Origin of the sequence: Myxococcus guangdongensis (assembly GCF_024198255.1) — a bacterium.
Taxonomy (GTDB): domain Bacteria; phylum Myxococcota; class Myxococcia; order Myxococcales; family Myxococcaceae; genus Myxococcus; species Myxococcus guangdongensis.
Genome location: NZ_JAJVKW010000003.1, coordinates 648874 through 670062 on the forward strand (window position 1 = coordinate 648874; position 21189 = coordinate 670062).

The 21189-nt window shown below is 70.4% G+C and carries 14 protein-coding genes; 6 read left to right on the forward strand and 8 right to left on the reverse strand.

Annotated elements, in window-relative coordinates; genetic code table 11:
- Nucleotides 1-19 precede the first annotated feature (19 nt).
- From LXT21_RS12120 to LXT21_RS12130, 3 genes are all read right to left on the reverse strand, one after another.
- Complete coding sequence (locus LXT21_RS12120) at nt 20-2698, reverse strand: efflux RND transporter permease subunit (protein WP_254038269.1); 2679 nt, start codon at nt 2696-2698, stop codon at nt 20-22.
- A gap of 111 nt (nt 2699-2809) precedes the next feature.
- Nucleotides 2810-4876 (reverse strand): site-specific recombinase, encoded by a 2067-nt coding sequence (locus tag LXT21_RS12125; RefSeq protein ID WP_254038270.1) that lies wholly within the window; start codon nt 4874-4876, stop codon nt 2810-2812.
- A 186-nt stretch (nt 4877-5062) separates the two neighbouring features.
- A complete protein-coding gene (locus LXT21_RS12130; protein WP_254038271.1) occupies nt 5063-5638 on the reverse strand; it encodes an ABC transporter substrate-binding protein in 576 nt (191 codons plus the stop codon).
- A gap of 230 nt (nt 5639-5868) precedes the next feature.
- On the opposite strand from LXT21_RS12130, the gene metK reads away from it, so the two are divergent.
- Nucleotides 5869-7047 carry a methionine adenosyltransferase gene (gene metK, locus LXT21_RS12135; protein ID WP_254038272.1) on the forward strand — a complete coding sequence of 393 codons (1179 nt, stop codon included), beginning with the start codon at nt 5869-5871 and terminating at the stop codon, nt 7045-7047.
- A 95-nt stretch (nt 7048-7142) separates the two neighbouring features.
- Here metK and LXT21_RS12140 read toward each other — a convergent pair whose 3' ends face one another.
- Nucleotides 7143-7967, reverse strand: a complete 825-nt coding sequence (locus tag LXT21_RS12140) for a penicillin-binding transpeptidase domain-containing protein (protein WP_254038273.1) — start codon at nt 7965-7967, stop codon at nt 7143-7145.
- Between the two features lie 318 nt (nt 7968-8285).
- On the opposite strand from LXT21_RS12140, the gene LXT21_RS12145 reads away from it, so the two are divergent.
- Complete coding sequence (locus tag LXT21_RS12145) at nt 8286-11033, forward strand: CHAT domain-containing protein (RefSeq protein ID WP_254038274.1); 2748 nt, start codon at nt 8286-8288, stop codon at nt 11031-11033.
- Nucleotides 11034-11076: 43 nt separating this feature from the next.
- On the forward strand, nt 11077-11733 hold the full coding sequence (locus tag LXT21_RS12150) for a hypothetical protein (protein WP_254038275.1): 657 nt from the start codon (nt 11077-11079) through the stop codon (nt 11731-11733).
- Between the two features lie 67 nt (nt 11734-11800).
- Here LXT21_RS12150 and LXT21_RS12155 read toward each other — a convergent pair whose 3' ends face one another.
- On the reverse strand, nt 11801-13507 hold the full coding sequence (locus LXT21_RS12155; protein WP_254038276.1) for a TIGR02996 domain-containing protein: 1707 nt from the start codon (nt 13505-13507) through the stop codon (nt 11801-11803).
- Between the two features lie 10 nt (nt 13508-13517).
- Nucleotides 13518-13988 carry a YchJ family protein gene (locus LXT21_RS12160; RefSeq protein WP_223746991.1) on the reverse strand — a complete coding sequence of 157 codons (471 nt, stop codon included), beginning with the start codon at nt 13986-13988 and terminating at the stop codon, nt 13518-13520.
- A 126-nt stretch (nt 13989-14114) separates the two neighbouring features.
- Between LXT21_RS12160 and LXT21_RS12165 the strand changes: the two genes are divergently transcribed.
- Entirely contained in the window at nt 14115-15008 is an 894-nt protein-coding gene (locus LXT21_RS12165; protein WP_254038277.1) for an undecaprenyl-diphosphate phosphatase, read from the forward strand.
- A gap of 18 nt (nt 15009-15026) precedes the next feature.
- Nucleotides 15027-15638 carry an NUDIX hydrolase gene (locus LXT21_RS12170; protein WP_254038278.1) on the forward strand — a complete coding sequence of 204 codons (612 nt, stop codon included), beginning with the start codon at nt 15027-15029 and terminating at the stop codon, nt 15636-15638.
- Here the strand turns inward: LXT21_RS12170 and LXT21_RS12175 are convergent.
- Together LXT21_RS12175 and LXT21_RS12180 are read right to left on the reverse strand one after the other, a co-directional pair.
- Nucleotides 15635-17053 carry an MBOAT family O-acyltransferase gene (locus LXT21_RS12175; RefSeq protein WP_254038279.1) on the reverse strand — a complete coding sequence of 473 codons (1419 nt, stop codon included), beginning with the start codon at nt 17051-17053 and terminating at the stop codon, nt 15635-15637. The two genes, LXT21_RS12170 and LXT21_RS12175, sit on opposite strands and share 4 nt — an antisense overlap.
- A 1-nt stretch (nt 17054) precedes the next feature.
- Nucleotides 17055-19991 carry a GDSL-type esterase/lipase family protein gene (locus LXT21_RS12180; protein WP_254038542.1) on the reverse strand — a complete coding sequence of 979 codons (2937 nt, stop codon included), beginning with the start codon at nt 19989-19991 and terminating at the stop codon, nt 17055-17057.
- A 70-nt stretch (nt 19992-20061) separates the two neighbouring features.
- Between LXT21_RS12180 and LXT21_RS12185 the strand changes: the two genes are divergently transcribed.
- Nucleotides 20062-21126 (forward strand): mannose-1-phosphate guanylyltransferase, encoded by a 1065-nt coding sequence (locus LXT21_RS12185; RefSeq protein ID WP_254038280.1) that lies wholly within the window; start codon nt 20062-20064, stop codon nt 21124-21126.
- Nucleotides 21127-21189 lie beyond the last annotated feature (63 nt).

The window sequence follows — 21189 nt, forward strand, 5'->3', positions numbered from 1 at the left end:
GCCCGGCGGGCGCGCCCGCTCAGGCCGCCCGCGTCGAGCCATCCTCGCCGCCGGAGGCGCTGCCCGTGCCGTCGCCCGGCGGGGCCTCGCGCTGGCGGCGGTCATGCATGAGCTGCATCACCGCGGCCAGCACGGTGAAGGACACCACCAGCGTGGTGATGAGGCCGATGCAGGCCACCATGCCCATGGAGCGCAGGCCGTTGTGCGCCGCGGCCAACAGCGCCGCGAAGCCCGCCACCGCCGTCAGCGTGGAGGACGCCACCGCCGCGCCCACGCTCCTGAGCGCGACGAGCGGGGACGTCCCTTCCAGGAAGCGGTGCAGCAGGTACAGGCCGTGGCTCACCCCGAAGCCCAGGAGGATGGGCAGGATGATGATGTTCATGAAGTTCAGCCGCAGGCCGACGAGCGACATGATGCCCAGCATCATCGCCACGCCCACGCCCAGCGGAATCACGGACGCCAGCGCCAGCTTCGCGTTGCGGAAGTCCAGGAAGTGCATCGCCAGAATCCACAGCGCGGTGAGCACCACCGTGACCTTGCCGTCCCAGAGCACGATGCGCGCCAGCTTCGCGTACAGCTGCGTGGCGCCCGCGGCGCGGAACTCCTTCTGCGCCGTCTCCGTCTTCGGGTCGAAGTCGTCCTGGTCGAAGCGGCCCGGGTGGTACGTGGCGCGGATGGCGCGCGTCTCGTCGGCGAACTGCATCATCTTCTGGCCGTCGAACAGGTCCACGCTCGAGTAGATGAACGTCAGCCAGCCCCGGTTCTCCGGCTGCGCGCTGGGCAGGTTCTGGAACTGGCTCTTGTAGTTGGCCGGCACGCCGTGCACGTCGAACGGCTTGGCATCCAGCACCTTCATGAAGAAGGTGGCGTTCTCCTGCATCTCCGGCGGCAGCGCGGCGATGGAGAACCCACGCGCCTCCAGGTTGGCCATGTCCTGCTTCCACTCCTGCAGCACCTTCTCGTTGGCCTTGGCCGTGGCCTCCGGCGGCACGAAGGTGAAGACGCTCACCACCTGGTCGATGGACGGGTACTTCTCCGGGTGGTCGGTCAGCTCGCGGTAGATGCCCTCCGCCTCGTCCAGGTCCTTGGTGTAGATGGCCATGGGGTCGCTGGAGATGTTGAAGCGGGCGTTGATTTCATCCTGCAGCAACACCGACGACATGCCGTCCGGGATGAGCGCGCGGGTGTTGTAGTTGAAGCCCACGCCGTGCTTCACGCGCTCGAAGAAGCCCACGTTGCCCTCGGGCGGCTCGCCCGTGCCGGCCCAGGGGACGGCCGCCGCGCAGATGAGCGCGACCAGCGCGGTGCTCACGCCCAGCACCAGGCCGGGGCGGGGGATGCGCAGCTCCTGGCCCGTGGCGGAGTTGGTCGGCGGCGGCTTCATCTCGCCGATGAGCTTCTTGGGCCACGCCGGGTTGATGCGGCCGAACAGCGCCAGCAGCGAAGCGCTCCACACGAACAGCGTCAGGCCCAGGATGAGCGTGCCGCAGCCGGCCAGGAAGCCGAACTGGCTGAAGCCGCGGAACTCGCTCACCATCAGCACGAAGAACGAGCCACCCGTCACCACCGCCGCCACCGCCGCCGGGCGGCCCGCGTTGACGAAGGCATCCACGATGGCCTCGTCGTACGGCTTGCCCGCGCCCAGCTCCAACCGCGTGCGGAAGGTGAAGTGGATGCCGTAGTCGATGCCGAAGCCCATCAGGATGCCGCCCAGGATGGACGTAATCATGTTGAGCTCACCAATCGTCGCGTAGGTGAAGCCCAGCGTGTAGAGGGTGCCAATCACCGTGCCGCTCACCACGATGAACGTGGGCGCCAGCTTCCGGAAGAAGACGATGGTGATGAGGAAGATGGTGACCAGCGCGATGATGGTGACGGGCTCGAGCGACTCTTCAATCGCGAACGAGTCATCCACCGTCGTCTTGTACGAGCCGGTGTAGCCGTAGGCGATGGTCTTCGAGTCGCCCATCAGCTTGTAGTCCTCGACGAGCTTGGGCTTGCCGTCCTGCGCGGAGTACGCGGCCAGGTCCTTGTTGAGCTTGTCGAGGTAGTCCTTCGTCTTGCCAATCTCCGTGGTGTCCCACATCGGCTTGATGAGGATGAGCACCATCTTCTTGTCGGCGGAGATGTTGTAGTCGTCGCGGATGCTCTTCTTGCCGACGGACGAGTACTTGTCGACCAGGTCCTGGAGGTTCAGCTCCACGGGCTTGGTGGCGCCCATGTCGATGTAGAAGGGGTTGCTGCGGCGCAGCTTGTCCTCGAGGAAGGCCATGATGCGGCGCTTGCCTTCCACCAGGTCCTCCGTCTTCACGAAGAGGACCATGTTCTGCTGGATGAACTCGACCGGCAGCTTGTAGCTGACGGTGCGCACGTGCTCCTTGTCCGCCTGGAGCATGCCGGCGATGTCGTCCGCCGTGCGCTTCATGGCGGCCTCGTCCGTCGACCGCAGGGCCAGCATCAGGAAGCCGCTGCCGCCCACCATGTCGATGACCTGCTTGACGTCCTTCACCTCCGGGAGGTCCTGGGAGATGAGGTCGAGCTGGTTCGAGTTGATGCGCAGCTGCAGCGTGGCCCAGGTGGACACGGCCAGCAGCGTCAGCAGCACGGCCAGGACGGTGCCAGGCCGGCGGACCAGCAGTCTCGCGAAGCTGTAGGCGAAGCGAGAATGGGAGTTCGGGTTTCGAGGAGCGCCGCTCATTCGCGGCGACCCTAGCGGCAAACGCCCGGACCCGGAAGCGCGGCATGACTTGCCCGGCCGGCTCCCGGGCCACGGGGGAGCCCCGCTCGAAACCTGGGAATAAACGCCCCGTCAGGGGCCGCCGTGTTCCAGGGCGGTGTTGGCCGTGAGCGCCGGGGGCTCCCCGGGGGGCAGGAAGAACGAGCGGGGGGCCGACAGGAAGCGGGCGACGACCGCCCGCAGGAACGGCAGGGCCTCCGAGCTGGGCACGTCGCGCGCGCGCACCGCCACCCCCAGGGCCAGGCTGAACGACACCGCGAAGTTGATGAACCCGATGAGCCCCACGCCCACGAGCGCCCACAGGAAGTCCGGCTGGAGCACCCCCTGCGGGCCCAGCGCCGAGCCCGCCATGGCCAGGCCGCCGAGCGCGAAGGTGACATGGCGGATGTCCAGGGGCAGCCCCACGAAGCGCCCCAATATCGTCATCAGCGCCAGCAGGAAGCCCAGCGTCACGTTGGTGCCCAGGCCGGAGGCCGTGTGCTCCAGCCCCTCGGCGAGCCGCCGCGCGCCCTTGTCCCCGAAGAGCCGCCGCGCCAGGCGGTGGTGCGCGAGCGCCTCCGGCAGCCTCCGGTACACCACGAAGTTCTCCAGCCACCCGCCCGCCACGCTGGACAGCCACAGCAGCACGCCCGTCAAGGCCGCGTACAAAAGCGCGCCGCTCTTCCACGGGTGCATGGAGGCCACCGTGGCCTGGGCCTTGGCGGGGCTCAGGAACGGGTGCCCCGTGGCCACCTGCCACAGCAGGGCCAGCACCACGGCGGCGGGCAGCACGCAGCCCAGGTTGCCCGCGAAGGCGGCCAGCTGGGAGCGGGTGATGCGCGGGATGATGTCCACCAGGCTGGAGAGCCGGTCGCCGCGCGCGCCCTCGCCGATGGCGCCCGCGAGCGTGGCGGCCGTGACGGAGGGCTGCTTGGTGGCCAGCGTGAAGCCCAGCGCCTGGATGAACATGAAGGCGACCGCGTAGTTGAGCCCCACGCCGAGCAGCGCGAACAGGGGCGCGAGCGGCACCGCGGTGATGAGGAACTTGCCGGCCACGGCCACGGCCGTCACCACGCCGCCCCCCGCCGCGGAGTGCACCATCGCGTGGAACTCCGGGCGCGTGGTGGTGATGTAGTGCTCGCCCGAGTGGCCCGCGCGCTCGATGATCTTGCGCGCCAGCATCCGCACGTTGCGCCGCGCCAGCTCCACCACCGAGCGGTCCGCGTGCGCCCGCCGCAGCAGGTCCGACAACAGGCCCAGCGCCTCGCGCCAGCGCGGCTCACCCCGGGGCGCGCCCAGCACCCGGGCGATGGCCTCCATTCGCTCCAGGCTCCGGCGGATGCGCTCCAGCCGGTACACCAGGTCCACGCTGACGCCCGCCTCCTCCAGGTGTCGCGACACGCTGCCCACCACCTGCCGGCAGTCGTCCACGCACGTGCTCAAGTCCCGCAGCGTGTCCTGGGCCGCGTCGCGCGCCAGCACCGCGTCGCACACCAACCGCAACCTCAGGAAGGGCGAGGCGCGCAGGGGCGTCTCCGGCGCGCGATCCCTCACGTCCTCGGTGGTGCCCAGCGCCGCCGTCTGGAGGGCCAGCAGCAGGAGCGCGTCCATCAGGTCCGCGCGCACGCGGGCGCCCGGCTGGGGCAGGGGGGGACGCGGCTCGCCCACCAGCGCGGACAGCTTCGCGAGCAGGGCGGGTGACAGGTGCGAAAGCCACCTGGCGTCCTCGGGCACGGGGAATAGCCGCAGCAGGAGCTCCGACAGCTTGCCGGGCTCGGGCGGCGCGGGCATCACCGCGCGGGCCAGCCGGTCGGACGCCTCCGCGAAGAAGCCCTGGCCCGCGGGCAGGCCCACCTGGGCAAAGAGCTTCAGTCCCCGGCTGCCGTCGCACACGCCGGACACCAGGGCGGTGAGGCTCGCGCGCATGGCGGGCTCGCCCTCCACCACGCGCACCATCAGCGTCAGGCGCGCGTCGGCGGGGGGCTGTTCCGGCTCGGCTTCGTCCACCAGCGCGTGCGCGGGGAGGCGCTCGCGCAGCCACGCCATCCACCGCTCCACCCAGGCGAGCCGCGCCTCCAGGCCGTCCTCGGGGACGTCGCGCAGCAGCCGGTACAAGTCCCGCACCGCGGGGTGGCCCGGCGTTCGGGGCGCGTACTGCATGCAGAACGCGTCGACCTCCCGCTCGGAGGGGCCATGCTGGGAGCGGCTCGGGGGGGGAACCAAGAGGGAGGCGGTCATCAACCAGGCCAGAGGGGGAGGGCCAGACTACGCCAGCCCGGCATCCCCTCGGAACCCCTCCGGCGACCTGGGGCCTGGTGGCCTGGTCGCCGGGAGTGGGCGCGGCGGCTACTTCTTCGCCAGCTCCTGGCGCATGCGGCCCAGCAGCAGCTCCCAGCCGCCCTGCTTGAGCAGCGGCTGCACCTGCGTGTCGCGGATGTCCTGGAGCATGGAGGAGCCGAGCACCGTCACGTCCACCACCTTCCACGCGGCCGCGTCCTTCACCAGCCGGTACTTCAGCTTCATCTCCTGCGTCTTCAGCGGGTGCTTGATGAAGACGACCGAGTCCACGGTGGCCTCTTCGCCCTTCACCTCGGCGGGCGAGTAGACGATGTCCTCCAGCGACTTGAAGTTCTCGCGCACGCGCGGGAAGGCAATCTTCGCGAACAGGCCGTGGAAGAGGCTGACGAACTCCTTGCGTTGCGCGTCGGTGCCCTTGGCCCACTCGTCGCCGAGCAGGTACTTGCCTTGCTCCTCACCGCCGAAGAGCTTGAGCGCCGCGGCGTCTCGCTCGTAGCGCACGGACGACACCACCGTCTTCACGGGCTTGACGACCGGGTCGTCCTTCTTCGGCGCCGCGGCGGAGGCGGGCAGTGCGAAGGCGAAGGCGACCAGGAGGGAGAGGGTACGGAAGCGGGTGTTCATGTCGGGCGAGTCCTCCAACGGGATTGCTCGGCGTTCTGTTAGCCCAGGAGAACGCCGGGCGCCTCGCGAAATTCATCCCCATGCGGGGCGAGGGCTTCCGACCCTGCCCGTTTGCCCAGGGGGCGCCCGCGAATGTACGGGCATTGATGGCTGTTTGACTCCCCCAGGACCACACTTTAGTGTCCTGCCCTTCGCGCGTCGTATGCGCCTCCTTCTTTCATAGAGCCGACATGCCTACCGACTTCCTCTTCACGTCTGAATCCGTCACCGAGGGACACCCGGACAAGATCGCCGACCAGATCTCCGACGGCGTCCTGGATGCCATCATCGCCAAGGACCCCCAGGCGCGCGTCGCGGTGGAGACGCTGGTCAAGACGGGTCTGGCCATCGTCGCGGGTGAGGTGACGACGAACACGTACGTGGACATCCCGCGCATCGTGCGCAGCACCATCTGCAAGATCGGCTACACCGACAGCTCGATGGGCTACGACGGCAACACGTGCGGCGTCATGGTGGCCATCGAGGGCCAGAGCCAGGACATCGCGCGCGGCGTGGACAACAAGAAGGAGCAGGGCGCCGGTGACCAGGGCATGATGTTCGGCTTCGCGTGCGACGAGACGCCGGAGCTGATGCCCGCCCCGCTGCACTACGCGCACGCGCTCACGCGCAAGCTCGCCGACGTGCGCCGCAAGCAGCACGACTGGCTTCGCCCGGACGGCAAGAGCCAGGTGACGGTGGAGTACCGCGAGGGCCGCCCGGTGCGCATCGACGCGGTGGTGGTGTCCACGCAGCACTCGGACGACATCTCCAACAAGCGCATCCAGGAGGCCATCCGCGAGGACGTCATCGCGAAGGCGCTCCCCAAGAAGCTCATCGACAACAAGACGAAGTTCTACATCAACCCCACGGGTCGGTTCGTGGTGGGTGGCCCCATGGGCGACTCGGGCCTGACGGGCCGGAAGATCATCGTCGACACCTACGGCGGCATGGGCCGTCACGGCGGCGGCGCGTTCAGCGGCAAGGACCCGTCCAAGGTGGACCGCTCGGCGGCGTACATGGGCCGCTACATCGCGAAGAACGTGGTGGCCGCGGGCCTGGCGCGTCGTTGCGAGGTGCAGGTCTCCTACGCCATCGGCGTGGCCGAGCCGGTCAGCGTGATGGTGGAGACGTTCGGCACCGCCACGGTGCCGGAGGAGCGCATCGCCAAGGCCATCCGTCAGACGTTCGGCCTGCGTCCTCGCGAAATCACCGAGGGCCTGGACCTGCTGCGGCCCATCTACCAGAAGACCGCCGCGTACGGTCACTTCGGCCGCACGGAGAAGGAGTTCACCTGGGAGCGCACCGACCGCAAGGATGCCCTGCGTGAGGCCGCCACCAGCACCAGCTCCCGCCGCCTGAAGGCGGTCTGAGTTCGCTGTGACGCCCGGCCTCTTCACAGGGGCCGGGGCTCGACGCGGGCCGCTTCCCGACAGTGGGAGCGGCCCGTTGTCTTTGCGGGGTTGCTTCAGAGCAGGCCGCGCGCCTGGAGCGCCTCGATGGCGGCGGGGAGCGCGAGGTTTCGCGGCGGGGACTTGCTGCCCGCGGGCTGCTTCACGGCGCTGACGAACACGTGGCGTCCCTTGGGCGAGGACACGTGTCCCACCAGCCACATCACGTCTCCGTTCTTGGCGTCCAGGTGCCAGCCTGTCTTGGCGCTCAAGGTGGCGTTGTCCTTCCAGGGGCCTCCCAGGTTGATGCCGTCACGGACGCTGGCGACGGTGTCGGGGCCATGGACGAGCGTGCCCTGGACGGCCTCGAGGACGCGGGGGCTGACGAGGAGCTGGCCCCGGTACATGCGCGCGAGGAAGTCGAGCTGCGCGTCGGGGGTGATGCGCAGCGGGCCGCCGAGCCAGAAGCGGGTGATGTCGCCGGAGGCTTTGCGGTTGCCGTAGTCGAGGCGCATGAGCCATTGCTCCATGCGCTCGTGGCCAATCTGTTTCGCGGTGCCCTGGAAGACCCACAGCGCCGAGCGGCGCATCGCGGTGTCGAGCGTCTGGTCCTGGTTCCACATCGAGATGGCGTGCTGGGTGCCGTCCCACTCGCGCACCTCGTCCACGCTCGACACGACGCCGGTCTCCAAGGCGATGAGGGCGTGGGGAACCTTGAAGGTGGAGGCCGGGACGAGCGGCGTGGCGCACAGCTTCGAGTCGTTGCGTGTGACTTCGCCGGAGTCCAGGTCCATCACGAGGAAGCAGCCTGGGTGCGTGGGCTTCTTGGGAGGCGCCGCGAGCGCGCCCGGGGTGACGAGGAGGGTGAGGAGCACTGCGCGGAGGGGGAGGCAGCGGGACATGGGACTCCTGACGACTGGGGGGCCTGCTGTGTCGGGCGTGCGCTGGGAGCAAGGGGCAGGCCAGGAGGACTCGCCGGGACGGAGTCGTGCGCGTGGCTGGAGGACCACAGGGGTGCGGTGATTCATCCGCGCTGCTGTGGTTCTCGGACCTGTGCTCCGTGGCCGCGGTCCAGGCCGCTTCAGCCGGCAGGGGGGCGTGGCCTGGCGCCTCGTTTTCGCCGCGGTGTTCGAAGCGGCGTAGCGTGTGACGGGAAGATTCTGGCGACCTGTCGTTGAGTGGGCATGGGCTGCCAGGGCACATACGCGGGGAGTACGCCGGTGGATGCAGGGTCCGGGTCCTGGATTCCGAGGCCGAAGTCGGCCGTTCTCGTGGCGGTGGTGGTGGTGGCGGGAGGCGCGGCAATCCTCGCGGGCTTGCGCTCGCGCCGTGTCGCTCCCGTGTCGCCCGAGCTGTTCCTCACGAGCGCGTCCGTGCGCATGCTCGAGGCCCGGGTCAGCTATCCGGGCGCGGACGTGTACCGACCCTATGGGCCTCTGCGCTCTTCGGTGGATGCGGGCCGCGCGGCTCCTGCACCCTTGAGCGAGCTGGCGCGACTGGAGGCCGCGGGTGACCTGCACGGCCTCGCGGCGGCCTATCTGGTGCGCCGCAACGCGGAGATGGCCGCGCCCTATCTGTCGAAGGCGGCCGCGTCGCCGGACGTCGCGAGCGACCAGGCCATCATGGCGCTGGACCGCGGTGACTCGGCCTCCGCGCTCGCGTTGCTGGAGGGGGTCCTCGTCTCGCGGCCCACGCATGCACAGGCCCTGTGGAACCGCGCGCTGGTGTTGCGTGACCTGGAGCTCTGGGGGCTGGCCGCGCAGTCGTTCGACGCGGTGGCTGCATTGGGTGAGTCCGGCTGGGCGCAGGAGGCGACCGCTCGCGCCGAGTCCGCGCGCGGTCGGCTGCGAGGCACCGAGGACTGGCGCAAGACGTCGACGTGGGGACAGTCCCTCATCGTGGAGGGCGCGCCTGTGCCCGATGACGTGCTCCGCGCGCAGCCCGGCATCTTCCGCATGTATTTCTACGAGGCCCTTCGCGCGGCCCCCACCGTGGAGCGCGTGCGCACCCTGGCGCCGATGGCGGCGACGCTGGACGCTCACTCGGGCGGCACCGTCCTTCGCGATGCCCTCCAGTGGACGCTGACGCGCGACTTCCAGGTCCGCGCGCCCCTCGCCCGTCGGTACCTGGAGCTGTACCGCACCCACCAGGTCTCGGGCGGATTCGCCGCGTTCCTCGAGGACGTACGTCGCGCTGGAGAACAGGACCTCTTCCTGGGTGCACTCGTCCGCGAGAGCAAGGTGGTGGACCACCTGGACGAGGTCTCCCGGCTCGTCACGAAGCTCGAGGACCCGTGGTTCACGCTGCTCCTGGAGCACGAGCGCGCGCTGCAGGCCATCTCCCGAGGCGAGCTGCTCCAGGCCGAGCAGCTCCTGCTGGGCGCGGCGGCGCGTTGCCAGGAGCATCCGCTGGGATACCGCTGCATCCCCATCGAGTCCGACCTGGGTGACCTCTATCGCCAGCTCCATCGGTTGGCCGAAGCCCAGCGTCACCTGCTGGCCGCACGCGCGCTGTACCGCGCGGACCCGCGCTGGGGAGAGGCCCAGCTCCTGCTCCAGCTCGGACAGCTCGCGCGCTACCAGGGCGACGCCGCGCTCGCACGGGGCTATCTGGACGAGGCGCTGGCCCAGCGCCCCGATGACTGCACCATCCGTCACTTCGTCCGCGCCAACGATGCCCTGGCGCTGCTGGACGCATTCTCCGTGGAGAGCGCGCAGGCCCGAATGCGCGAGGCGCTCGCGTGCAAGACGCCCCTGCTGTTGTCGGGAGCGAAGACGCTGGCGGACCTGGCCCGGCTCCAGCCCGACCCGGCGCTCGATGCGCGCCTCGTGCAAGGCCTGGCGGAGCGACGTCAGAAGGGAAACCTCACGCCGGGCGAGTCGGCGCTGCTGACGCACATCGAGGGCCGCTACGTCGTCGAGCGCGACCGGCCGAAAGGCGAGGCCCTGCTCCGCCAATCCATCGCCGAGGCCGCGAAGCTGCCCACCACCAGCGTGGATGCACGCAAGGCCCGCGCGTACAGCTACACCTCCCTGCTCTTCTCCGCCGCCAAGGCGGGCGAGTACGAGCAGGCATGGCGCCTCTTCGGTGAAGAGGTGGGCGGACGGCTCCCCGAGCACTGTGTCCTGGCCGTCACCACGGACGTCGAGCGCACCTTCGTGCTGGCGCGGGGCCCGGAAGGTCAGCTCGTGGGCCACCACGACGCGAGCCGCAGGGAGCCCCTGCACGATGAACTCCAGGGACTCATCCCCGACGCGATGGCGGACCTGCTGCGCGCCTGTCCTTCCGTGGAGGTGGTGGCGCGCCCGCCGCTCCATGGTCGCGCGGGGCTGCTGCCGGAGGACCTCGCCTGGGCGTACCACTCGGTGCGTGCTCCACCCGTCGCGACCGGTACGCGGGCTCCTCGCCGCCTCGTCGTCGCCGATGTGCAGGCGCCCGAGGCGCTGGGCCTGCCGATGCTCGGCGGCTGGGCGGGCCTGCCCGGAGACGAGGCCACGATGTTGCTCGGACGTCAGGCCACGCCGTCACGCGTGCTGGAGTCGATGACGGACGCGACGCAAATCGAGGTCCACGCCCACGGGCTGATGAACCCGGACGTGTCCGAGGCCTCGTTGCTGGTGCTGTCCCCGGAGCCGAGCGGCCGCTACGCGCTCACCGCCGGCGAGGTGCGCGGGGCGAAGCTGCGCGGCCAGCCGCTGGTCATCCTCGGCGCGTGTCGGGCCGCGCATGGCGCCGCGTGGACGTACGAGCGCTTCAGCCTGCCGGTGGCCTTCCTGGACGCGGGCGCGAGCACGGTGCTCGCGGCGACCGTGGATGTACCGGATGCGGAAGCGGGACCTTTCTTCAATGCCGTGAGGGAGCGGATTCAACACGGCGAGCGCGCGGCCAACGCGCTGAGGGATGTGCGGATGGCCTGGATGAAGCGAGACCCACGCAGCTGGGTGCGCTCCGTCCTGGTCTTCGATTGACGGCGGGATGGGCCCGCCTGGATGGACTGGAGGGGGAACGACGATGAAGACCTCGAAGAAGCTGATGATGTGTGTGCTGTTCGTGGGCGCCTTGACGGGATGCCGTACGCTGGGCTCGCGGCCGACGCCGAACCCCTCGTGCCCGGAGGCGGCGCCGCTGCCGAAGGTCCCCACCGTCCAGCCGCTGCCGCCCAACGCGCAGCTGCCTGAGGGCGCCACGCAGGTGGTCGTCGGGCTGTGCCGCAGGACGGGCCAGTACCTCGCGCTGGGCGTCACTCCCGAGCAGGGGCGCTTCGCGTACGCGGTCGTGGGCAGCCGGGGGACGAGCGATGCGTTCTTCGCCCGCGTCCAACGGCTGGGCCTGCCGATGACGGTGTTCAGCGCGCCGGTGAAGCTGCGCAAGGGCGGCTCGGTGGGCAACGCCGCGGTGGATACGAGCTCCAACCCGCAGCAGGGCAACCCTCAGGAGGACAAGGACCCGACCGAGGGGGAGACGTACGACCCCTGCACCAATCAGCAGGACGAGATTGGCGACAAGCCGCCGCCGGACCCGACGGACGAAGGCGGCGCCGCGCCCACGGTCCCCAACTCGTTCGCGAACTTGGCCTGGAAGACGGCCAATGCCATCGACGCGGCCTCGGACCCCGCGCCGGAGAAGCCGGACACCACGCCGCCCACGGGCTCGACGGTGCCTCGGTAATCAGGTGAGTCGAGGCGAGGAGCCCGGACCGCGCGTCGGGCTCCTCGCGGCAAAGAGGGTTCGAGCGTCACTCCGCGAGCACGCCATCGAGCTCGCCGACCCGTTGCAGGACCTCGTGCCTCGCGTCCGTCCGGAGCCGATGGTCCAGGATGAGCTTCGAGCGCTTGAAGGGCTCGAGCCGGTCGATGCGCTCGAGTCCCGCCAGGAGGTCATCGCGCACGAGCTGCTCGTAGGGCTCGTTCATCGCCGTGGTGAAGAGGTGGACCTCGTGCCTGCCATCGGGTCCGCGCACGAAGCGGAAGCCGCAGCTCCAGTCCTTGGAGTCGTTGCGCACCAGCCGGAAGGTGAGGTCCGGGACCTTCAGCCTCGGGACGAGCGGGATGAGGGCCAGCGCCTCCGCGGCGGAGGGGCCACTGACGTAGACGCGGAGCTGGAGGCGCTCCAGTCGCGACACGAGCGGTGAGTCCAGGAAGCGCGCGGCCCACCAGTGGAAGGCGAAGATGTCCAGGTGGCGCAGCGCGGGGAACGCGCTGGGGTCCTGGGCCAGCTCCACCCATTGGTCCAGGGCGCCACGCATCGCGAGGGACTCGAGCCCGGGCCGCTTCGCCAGATCCTGCGTCCTCACGTCGCTGTTCACGAGCGAGCGCAGCGACTTCATCACCGGGTCCGTGGTGATGTCGTAGTCCCCGCGACCTTCCAGGTGCTCCACCGTGGCCCAGAGGGGATGGCCCGAGGTCTTCTGGATGGCGCGCTGGAGGCCGCTCGCGTTGCCCTGCTTCAGCGCGGCGTGGGACAGGAAGCCTCGGGTGAAGACGCAGTCGGGCTTGAGCACCTCGTCGAGCGGGCCGAGCAGCTCCTTGCGCGCGCTCTTGAGTAGCTCCCGCTCGCGTTTGCGCTCGGCGGCGGTGAGCGCCCGGCGCGTGGCCTCGAGCTGGAGGGCGATGAGCTCGCCGCGCGGATGGCCTTGCTCCAGCAGGACATCCGCCAGCACCGCGCGGGCCTCGTCGTCTCCTGGCTCCGCCAGCACCCGCGCGAGCAGCGCCTCCGCGTCCCCGACCTTCCTCCGCGCGACGGGGTCTGCATCCGGCATCTCCGCGTCGACCGGAAGGAGGGTCCCGCCGTCGGCGTTGGTGCGCTCGCCCGCGTCCCTGGCCTTCCGAAGCGCGACGGGCTCCGCTTCCCTCATCTCCGCGTCGACGTGGATGATGGCCCTGTGGTCCGCGGCGGAGAGCGCACCTTCGCGGGACGCGGCGTCGAGCTGGGCGCGAATCCGGTCGACGTGCCCGGCGAAGAAGGCCTCGGCGTCGTCCTTCAAGTCGTAGCCCTTGCGCGCCTTCAGCACCGTGCTCGCGGCCCGCGCGTCCCGGATGCGGCGCGCCAGGGGCGCAAGCCTCGTCCAGAAGGGCCGCGCGCCGGTGCTGGTGAAGGGCGGCTCCGCGAACTGGCTCGCGACCCAGCGGTCGATGCGCGGGTCCTCGGGCCACTTCGCCAGCGTCTCCAGTCGCGGCCTCGCCTTCACCGAGCCCTTGTCGAGCAGCGCCGCGAGCAGCGTCGTGAGCGTCGCCGCGTCCCGCTTCTCGGCGAGCGCGTCCCAGTCCTTGGGCACGGGCGTGTCCGCCGCGAGCTTCTTGCCCAGGCCGATGATGCGCTCGGCCAGCACCGAGTGGGGCGCGGCGCGCCACCGGGTGAGCAGGTGCGCGAGGACACTCGCCCAGTCCCCCTGGTTCGTGGCCTCCTCCAGCGTGGGCGACTTCTTCTTCGGCGCGGAGGGCATCGAAGGGCTCCTACCTGGGGAACGTCGCGAGGGTGAGGGACTCGGGAGGCACGGTCAGCTCACGGAGCATCAGGGTGTGCCCGGACAGGTAGCGCCAGCCGACGCCGTCATGGCGGAAGTCCGAGCGCTCGACGAAGGAGCGCTCCTTGCCCTTCTCGAACACCTTGGCGAAGAAGAGCACCTGGGCGTTGCCCTGGGCGTCCGGCGCCTGCCGGTCCATCACCACCAGCTTGGGGAACTGGTGTCCCTGGGCGAAGACGCGCAGCTCCCGCACGACGTCGGCCTCGGGCCGGGCGCGGTCCGGGTGCTGGGGGTGGAGGGTCTTCCACAGGTAGGCGGCCTCGCGCTGGGCGAAGGCGCTGTAGCGGCTGCGCATCAGGCGCTCGGCGTCGGGGGCTTCCGCCTCACCCTTGTGGAAGGGGGCGCAGCACTCGCGGTAGCGCAGGCCGGAGGAACAGGGGCAGGGTGGGGCAGGGGGCATGTCTCGGGAGGAGAGCCTACCTGGACCGGTGGTGGGTCGGGAGCGCCGCATGCTCTGCGAGTCACACACGCACAGGAACGCCCTTGCTGGCGGCGGTGTCCGGGCATACATCCCGGGACCGCGCCTATGAGCCTGCTAGAAGCCATCGTCCTGGGACTGGTCCAGGGTCTCACCGAGTTCCTGCCCATCAGCTCCACCGCCCACCTGCGCATCGCGCCGGAGCTGTTCGGCTGGAAGGACCCGGGGGCCGCGTACTCGGCCGTCATCCAACTGGGCACGGTCGCCGCCGTGCTCATCTACTTCCGCAAGGACATCGTCTCCCTCGTCACCGCCTTCTTCAAGGGCCTGGCGAAGCGCGAGCCCTTCGGCACCGTGGAGTCGCGCCTGGCGTGGTTCGTCCTGGTGGGCACGCTGCCCATCGGCCTGTGTGGCCTGGCCTTCAAGAAGGCCATCGAGACGCAGTTCCGCTCGCTCTACGTCATCTCCGGCAGCCTCATCATCCTGGCCCTCATCCTCTTCGTGGTGGAGAAGCGCGCCTCCCACAAGCGGACGCTGGCGGACATGACGTGGAAGGACGGCATCCTCATCGGCCTGTGGCAGGCGCTGGCGCTCATCCCGGGCTCGTCGCGCTCGGGCACCACGCTGACGGGCGGCCTGTCGCTCGGCCTCAAGCGCGAGGACGCCGCGCGCTACTCGTTCCTGTTGTCCATCCCCGCCACCACGCTCGCGGGCATCTTCGAGCTCAAGCACCTGCTGGAGGCCACCGAGCGGCCCAGCGCCGTGTCGCTCTGGGTGGGCACGCTGGTGGCGTTCGCCTCGGGCATGGCGGCGATTGCGTGGTTGTTGAACTACCTGCGCTCGCGCACCACGCTGGTGTTCGTGGTGTACCGCGTGGCGCTGGGCGTGCTGCTGCTGGTGCTGCTCCAGATGAACGTGCTCAAGCCGCTGTCGGGCGTGGAGAACGTGGACGTGCCGCCCGAGCCGGGCAAGCAGCAGCTCGAGAAGCAGATCACCGACTAGTCGCGGAGGCGTGGCGTCGTGAGCGTGGAGTCGTTGTTCCAGGCGGTGGAGGCGCGGTTGTCCACGCGCCCCGCGCGCAGCGTGGACCTGCCGGGGCTGGTGCTGCGCGAGGCCTCCGTGCTGGTGCCGCTGTTCGAGCGCGACGGCGTGCCCCACATGGTGTTCACCCGCCGCCCGGCCACGCTGCGCACCCACGCCAACCAGTACAGCTACCCCGGCGGAGGCCGCGACGCGGAGGACCTGACGCCGCTGCACACCGCGCTGCGCGAGACGGAAGAAGAGCTGGGCATCGACCGTCGGGGCGTGCGCGTGCTGGGCATGCTGGACGAGGTGCCCACCATCTCCCAGTACCGCGTGCGTCCCTTCGTGGGCGTGATTCCGGGGGACGGCCGCTACACGCCGAGCCCGGAAGAAGTCGCCTTCATCCTCGAGGTGCCGCTGGCGCGGCTCTTGGACCCGGCCATCTTGCGCGTGGAGCGCAAGGAGGTCTTCGGCGCGGAGCGGGACTTGTACTTCTACACGTACGAGTCCCACGTCATCTGGGGCGCCACCGCGCGCATCCTGCGTGACTTCCTCACGCAGCTGACGCAGGTGCCGGACTTCGAGTCGCTCCTCGGCGCGCGCGGCTAGAACTGCAGGTAGACGTACGGCCGCGCCTCCACGGAGGCCAGGTGGCGGATGCCCAGGCCGAGCACCACGAGCGTCATCGCGCGCACGGGCACCGGCATCCGGACGAACGCCTCCGAGGCCACCGTGTAGAGCTTCATCGGCACCACGTGGAAGAACACCGCCGCGGCCAGCATGCCCCACACCAGCGGGCTGACGTTGGCGATGCCCGGCACGCCCGCCATCATCCGCGCGTAGAACTCACCCGCGTCCGTCATGGTGTGCGCGCGGAACACCACGCGCGTGAGCACCACCAGCGTGAAGGTGGCCAGCATGCCCGCCGCGATGCGGGGGATGCCCGGGCGCTCCGGCTTGCCCACCCACCACTCCCAGCAGCGCGTCAGCCCCAGCGCCACGCCGTGCACGGCGCCCCACACGGCGAAGCGCCAGTCCGCTCCGTGCCACAGGCCGCCCAGCACCATCACCATCATCAGGTTGAAGAGCACGCGCGGCTTGGACACGCGGTTGCCGCCCAGCGGCCGGTACAGGTAGTCCCGCAGCCAGGTGGACAGGCTCATGTGCCACCGGTTCCAGAACTCGCCCACGTTCTTCGCCAGGTACGGCCGGTTGAAGTTCTCCGGGAACTTGAAGCCGAACAGCGCCGCCACGCCCAGCGCGATGTCCGAGTAGCCCGAGAAGTCGTAGTAGAGCTCGAAGGTGTAGGCCACCGCCGCGACGATGCACTCGGCGGAGGCGTACTTCTCCGGCGCGGCGAACACCGGGTCCACGATTCCGCTGCCCAGCACGTCCGCGATGACCAGCTTCTTCACCAGGCCCACGGCAATCCGGAACATCGCCCGGCCGCCGTCCTCGGGCGTCAGCGTGGGCACGTCGCGGAAGCGCTCGAGCAGCTCCGACGCGCGGATGATGGGACCGCTCACCACGCGCGGGAAGAACAGCATGTAGAGCAGGTGCTCGATGAACGAGTGCTCGGAGCTGGCCTTCCCCCGGTACACGTCCACCGTGTAGCTGATGGCCTGGAAGACGTAGAACGACAGGCCCAGCGGCAGAATCAAATCGAACGGCGTCTCGCGGACGTGGAGGCCCCACGAGGCGGGAATCAGCGAGAGCGCCGTCTGGCGCAAGAGCTCCAGGTACTTGAAGCCCGCGAGCAGCCCCAGGTTCGACACCACCGACAGCGTGACGAGCAGCTTGCGCACGCCGGGCGACCGCGCGCGGCCCATGCCCTTGACGAGCACATGGTCCACCGTGACGCCCGCCAGGAAGATGAGCAGCGGGAAGGGCGTGAAGGCCGTGTAGAAGAAGACGCTGGCGCCCAGGAGCACCAGCATGCGCGGCCCGTAGTGACGGTGCACCGCCCAGTAGAGCGCGAACACCGCGATGACGAACACGAGGTACTGGAGGCTGTGCGACAGCACGTCAGTTCCCCTCCATGCGCGCGGTGGGCTCGCCCTTCTTGCGCGCCTCGTAGGCCGACAGGAAGTCCCGGGCGAAGCTCGCCGCCAGTCGCTCGTAACCCTCGGGCGTCAGGTGCACGCCGTCCGCGTGCCCGTACACCGGCCGCGAGCGCTGCCAGCGCAGCATCGCCCGCTCACCGCCCATGGCCGCGCGAGGGGACCAGTACGCGCACCCCGCGTCCCGCGCGACGCGAGGCAGCGTGCCCAGCACCGTCGCCAGCGAGGGCGCCTCCGTCCAGTGGCCGCTCGCGTCCTTCGCCAGCCGGTCCGTGGGGCCCAGCACCAGGCACTCCGCGTTGCCCGTGGCCTTGCGCAGCCGCGAGATGAGCGCCGTGTAGTCGCCCGACAACCCCTGCGCGTCCAGGCCCACCAGGTTCGCCTCGTTGGTGCCGTACCAGAACACGAGCAGGTCCGGCCGCCGCGACGCGAGCTGCGCGTCGACCGCCGCCGCGTCCATGTCCCGCAGGGTGAAGGACGTGGAGCCCGGGAGCCCCAGCGCGTCCAGCACCACGCCCGGCGTGTCGTACTCCAGCGCCGCGCCCAGCACCGTGACTCGGCTGTTCGGCGCCGCCGCGACCTCCACCTCGTGCGAGGTGCCGGTGACGGGGAAGGAGCGGATGCGCACGGTGGGCGTGGTGAGCGGCTCGGGCGGAGGCGCGTCCGGCGGGATGTCCTCGCCGTCCACGCGGATGTCCGGCGACGCCACGTCCGGCACGTCGAGCGCGTACAGGTCCAACCGGCCCGTGCGCGACTTCTCCTCGGGGCAGCCCTTGCAGAACTGGATGCGCAGCTTCGAGCCCGGCGCGCCCACCACGCGGATGCCCGTCAGGCCCCACACGCCGCCCGGCGTCGAGTCCAGCGCGTCCTCCACCTTCCACTCTCCCGTCAGCTCGCGCGCCACGCGCGCCTTGTCCAGGCGAGGCGAGGACTTGCCCGCGGCGATGAAGCCCCGGCCCGCGTCGCCGAAGCGCTGCGAGAGCACGTCCCGCACCGCGTCCGTGAAGTAGTGCGACGCGGTATGCGACGCGCCCAGCTGGGCGATGCCCACGCGCAGCGCCTCACCCGACTCGCGGCGGCGCAGCTTGTCGAAGGTCCGCGTCAGCGCGAGGTCCGCGTCCTGCAGCCCCGGCGCGTCCGCCACCGGCACCAGCGGGGTGTGCGCCTTGGCGAAGCTGCGCTGGAGCGCGAGGTCGAAGAGGTGGCCCAGCAGGTCGGAGCCCTTGGCGCGCGGGTGCACCAGGTCCTCCAGCATCAGCCCCGCCTCCAACCACCGCAGCGCCGCGCCCTCGCCACCCATGGCGTTGTACGCGTCCCAGAACGCGCAGCCGCCCAGGCGCGCCTCCTCGCGGAAGATGTCGGAGACCTCCTTGGACCCTCGGCGCGGCACCGGCTCGCCGCCCATGGTCCGCACGCCCGCGTCGATGGGCGACATCACGAGGCACGCCGCGTCCGGCACGTTGGCGCGCACGCGAGAGACGAGCTCCTTCATCTGCGCGCGCACTTCCTCCAAGGTGGTGCGCTCGCGCGAGTAGAAGAACGCCTCGTTGCCGCCCACCATCAGCACCACCATGGAGGGCTTGCGCTGACGCAGCTGCGCGCGGAAGGCCGCGGGCTGGGCGCGCAGGTACACCTCCGCCATGCCGCCCAGCAGGCCCACCGTGTCGTAGATGACGCCCGGCGTGCCCGTCTCCAGCGTCACGCCGTGCAGCTCCACCCGACCGGAGGTGGTGAGCGTCAGCGTCTTGGCGCCCTCGGGCAGGTTCACCCGCGCGAAGGCCGCCTCCGACTTCGTCTTGGAGAAGCCGCGCGTCTGGATGCGCTGCAGCGGACGGCCATCCACGGAGAGCTGCACGGAGCCGCTGGAGGGCTGGGCCAGGAAGAACAGCTCCGCGACCCTCGCGCCCTCGGCGTCGTACTTCGTGTTCTGCGAGCCCCCCGCCGCGGTGAAGGCCACGCCCGTCCAGCCCACCCTGTCGCGGGGCCACTTGGTGTCCACCAGCCGCTCGATGGTCCACCCGTCCGAGCCCCGGCCGGAGCGCGTCCACCGGCCCGCGCTCGCGGGGCGGGTGATGAAGAGGAAGCCCTTGCCGCCCGAGCCGAAGCGCTCCTGGAGCCTGTCCCGCACCACGTCGGTGATGTAGTCGGACGCCACCAGCGAGTCGCCCAGGTGCACCACGCGCACGGGCGTGCGTCGGGTGTCCGCGCGCAATTCGCCCAGCGCCTTGTGGAATGGAGCGAGCCCGTCCTCCTCGCACGTGCCATCCGCTCGCGCCTTGCGGCAGTTGAGCTCGATGTCCACGTGCTGGGCGCTCATCTTCTCGCGCAGCGCCTCCAGCTCCACCGCGCGGGCCAGTGAAGGCGCGCTCAGCTCCTCCAGGCCGATGCCCGGCACGGTGGGCACCACGGGCTGGTCGGGGGGGAGCGCGGCGACGTCGGTGCCCGCGTCCTCGCCCGCCTCGTCCTCGGGGGGCGCGGTGGGCTTCGTCGGCTGACCCGCGGCCACCTCCGTCTCCGGCGCGGGGACGGGCTGGCCACCCAGGAACCTCGCGGGGACGGCCAGCGCCACCAGCTTCTCTTGCAGCGGACCACGCTGGAGGGAGGGCAAGGGACGCCACGCCTCCGGAATCGGGGCGAGCGAAAGCCCCAACGTCAACGCGCAGGTGAGGAGGAGCGTCAGCCCGGTGGATCTGGCCTTGAGGAAGTCCAACAGCGCGGCATGAGACTGGCTTTTCGGGGGCGGGTCAAAACTCCCGCCACTTCCGGCCGCTCCGTCGTCCGGGGGGCATCCGGCCGGGCGGGGTGGACGGGAAGGTGGGAGTCGCAACGGCTGGCGAGGGGCTGGCTTCGTCACGGCTGCCCTCTTTCCCGGAAAGGCCGAAACGGTATGGTGCGCCGCCAGTCACGCCGGGGGGAAGACCCTGGCGCTTCTCGCTGGCGACGAGCCGGCACTCGCAGGAGTCGTACCCCGCATGGCCCTCTACCCCGTCATCATGGCCGGTGGCTCCGGCACGCGCTTCTGGCCGCTGTCCCGGCAGGCGCGCCCCAAGCAGTTCCTCCCGCTCGCCTCGAAGCTGCCGCTCATCACCGACACGGCCCAGCGCCTCAAGGGCCTGGCCACGGTGAAGAACACCTTCATCGTGTGTGGCCCGCTGCACGCGAAGGCCGCCCTGAAGCTGGTGAAGGGCCTGCCCAAGCCCAACCTCCTGGTGGAGCCCGTGGCCCGCAACACCGCGCCCGCCATCGCGCTCGCCGCGGTGCAGGTGGCCGCCCGCGACCCGAAGGGCGTCATGGTGGTGCTGCCCTCCGACCACCACGTGGCCGACGTGCCGGGTTTCAAGCGCGTGCTGGAGCAGGCCGCGCGCATCGCCGAAGGGGGCCACATCGTCACCCTGGGCATCCAGCCCAACCGCCCGGAGACGGGCTACGGCTACATCCAGGTGGGCGACGCGCTGGGGGGCGGTGGCCGCGCGGTGAAGGCGTTCAAGGAGAAGCCCGACACGGACACGGCGAAGGCCTACGTGTCGTCGGGTGAGTACCTGTGGAACGGCGGCATCTTCGTCTTCCGCGCGGACGTCATCCTGGCCGCCTTCGCGCAGCACATGCCGGAGATGAAGAAGGGCCTCAAGGCGCTCAGTGACGCCGCCGGCAAGCGCACCTTCGGCGCGGTGCTCAAGAAGGTGTTCCCCAAGCTGCCCTCCATCTCCATCGACTACGGCGTGATGGAGAAGGCCTCCAACATCGCGGTGCTGCCGGGGGACTTCGGCTGGTCGGACGTCGGCTCCTTCGCGGCCATCCCCGAGGTGCGCCCCGCCGACGCGCACGGCAACGTCATCTCCGGCGACCTGGCCGTCGTGGTGGACTGCAAGGGCTGCATCGTCCTCGCCGACAAGCGCCCGCTGTCCGTCGTGGGCCTCACCGACGTGGTGGTGGTGGACTCCGGCGACGCGGTGCTGGTGGTGCCCCGCGAGAAGAGCCAGGACGTGCGCAAGGTGGTCGAGGCCCTCAAGGCCCGCAAGCTGCAGAAGTACCTGTAGGCCAAGGCGCCTGGTGTGCGCTGGAGAAACTTCCGACCCCGGGGCTGAAAGAACTTCCGCTCC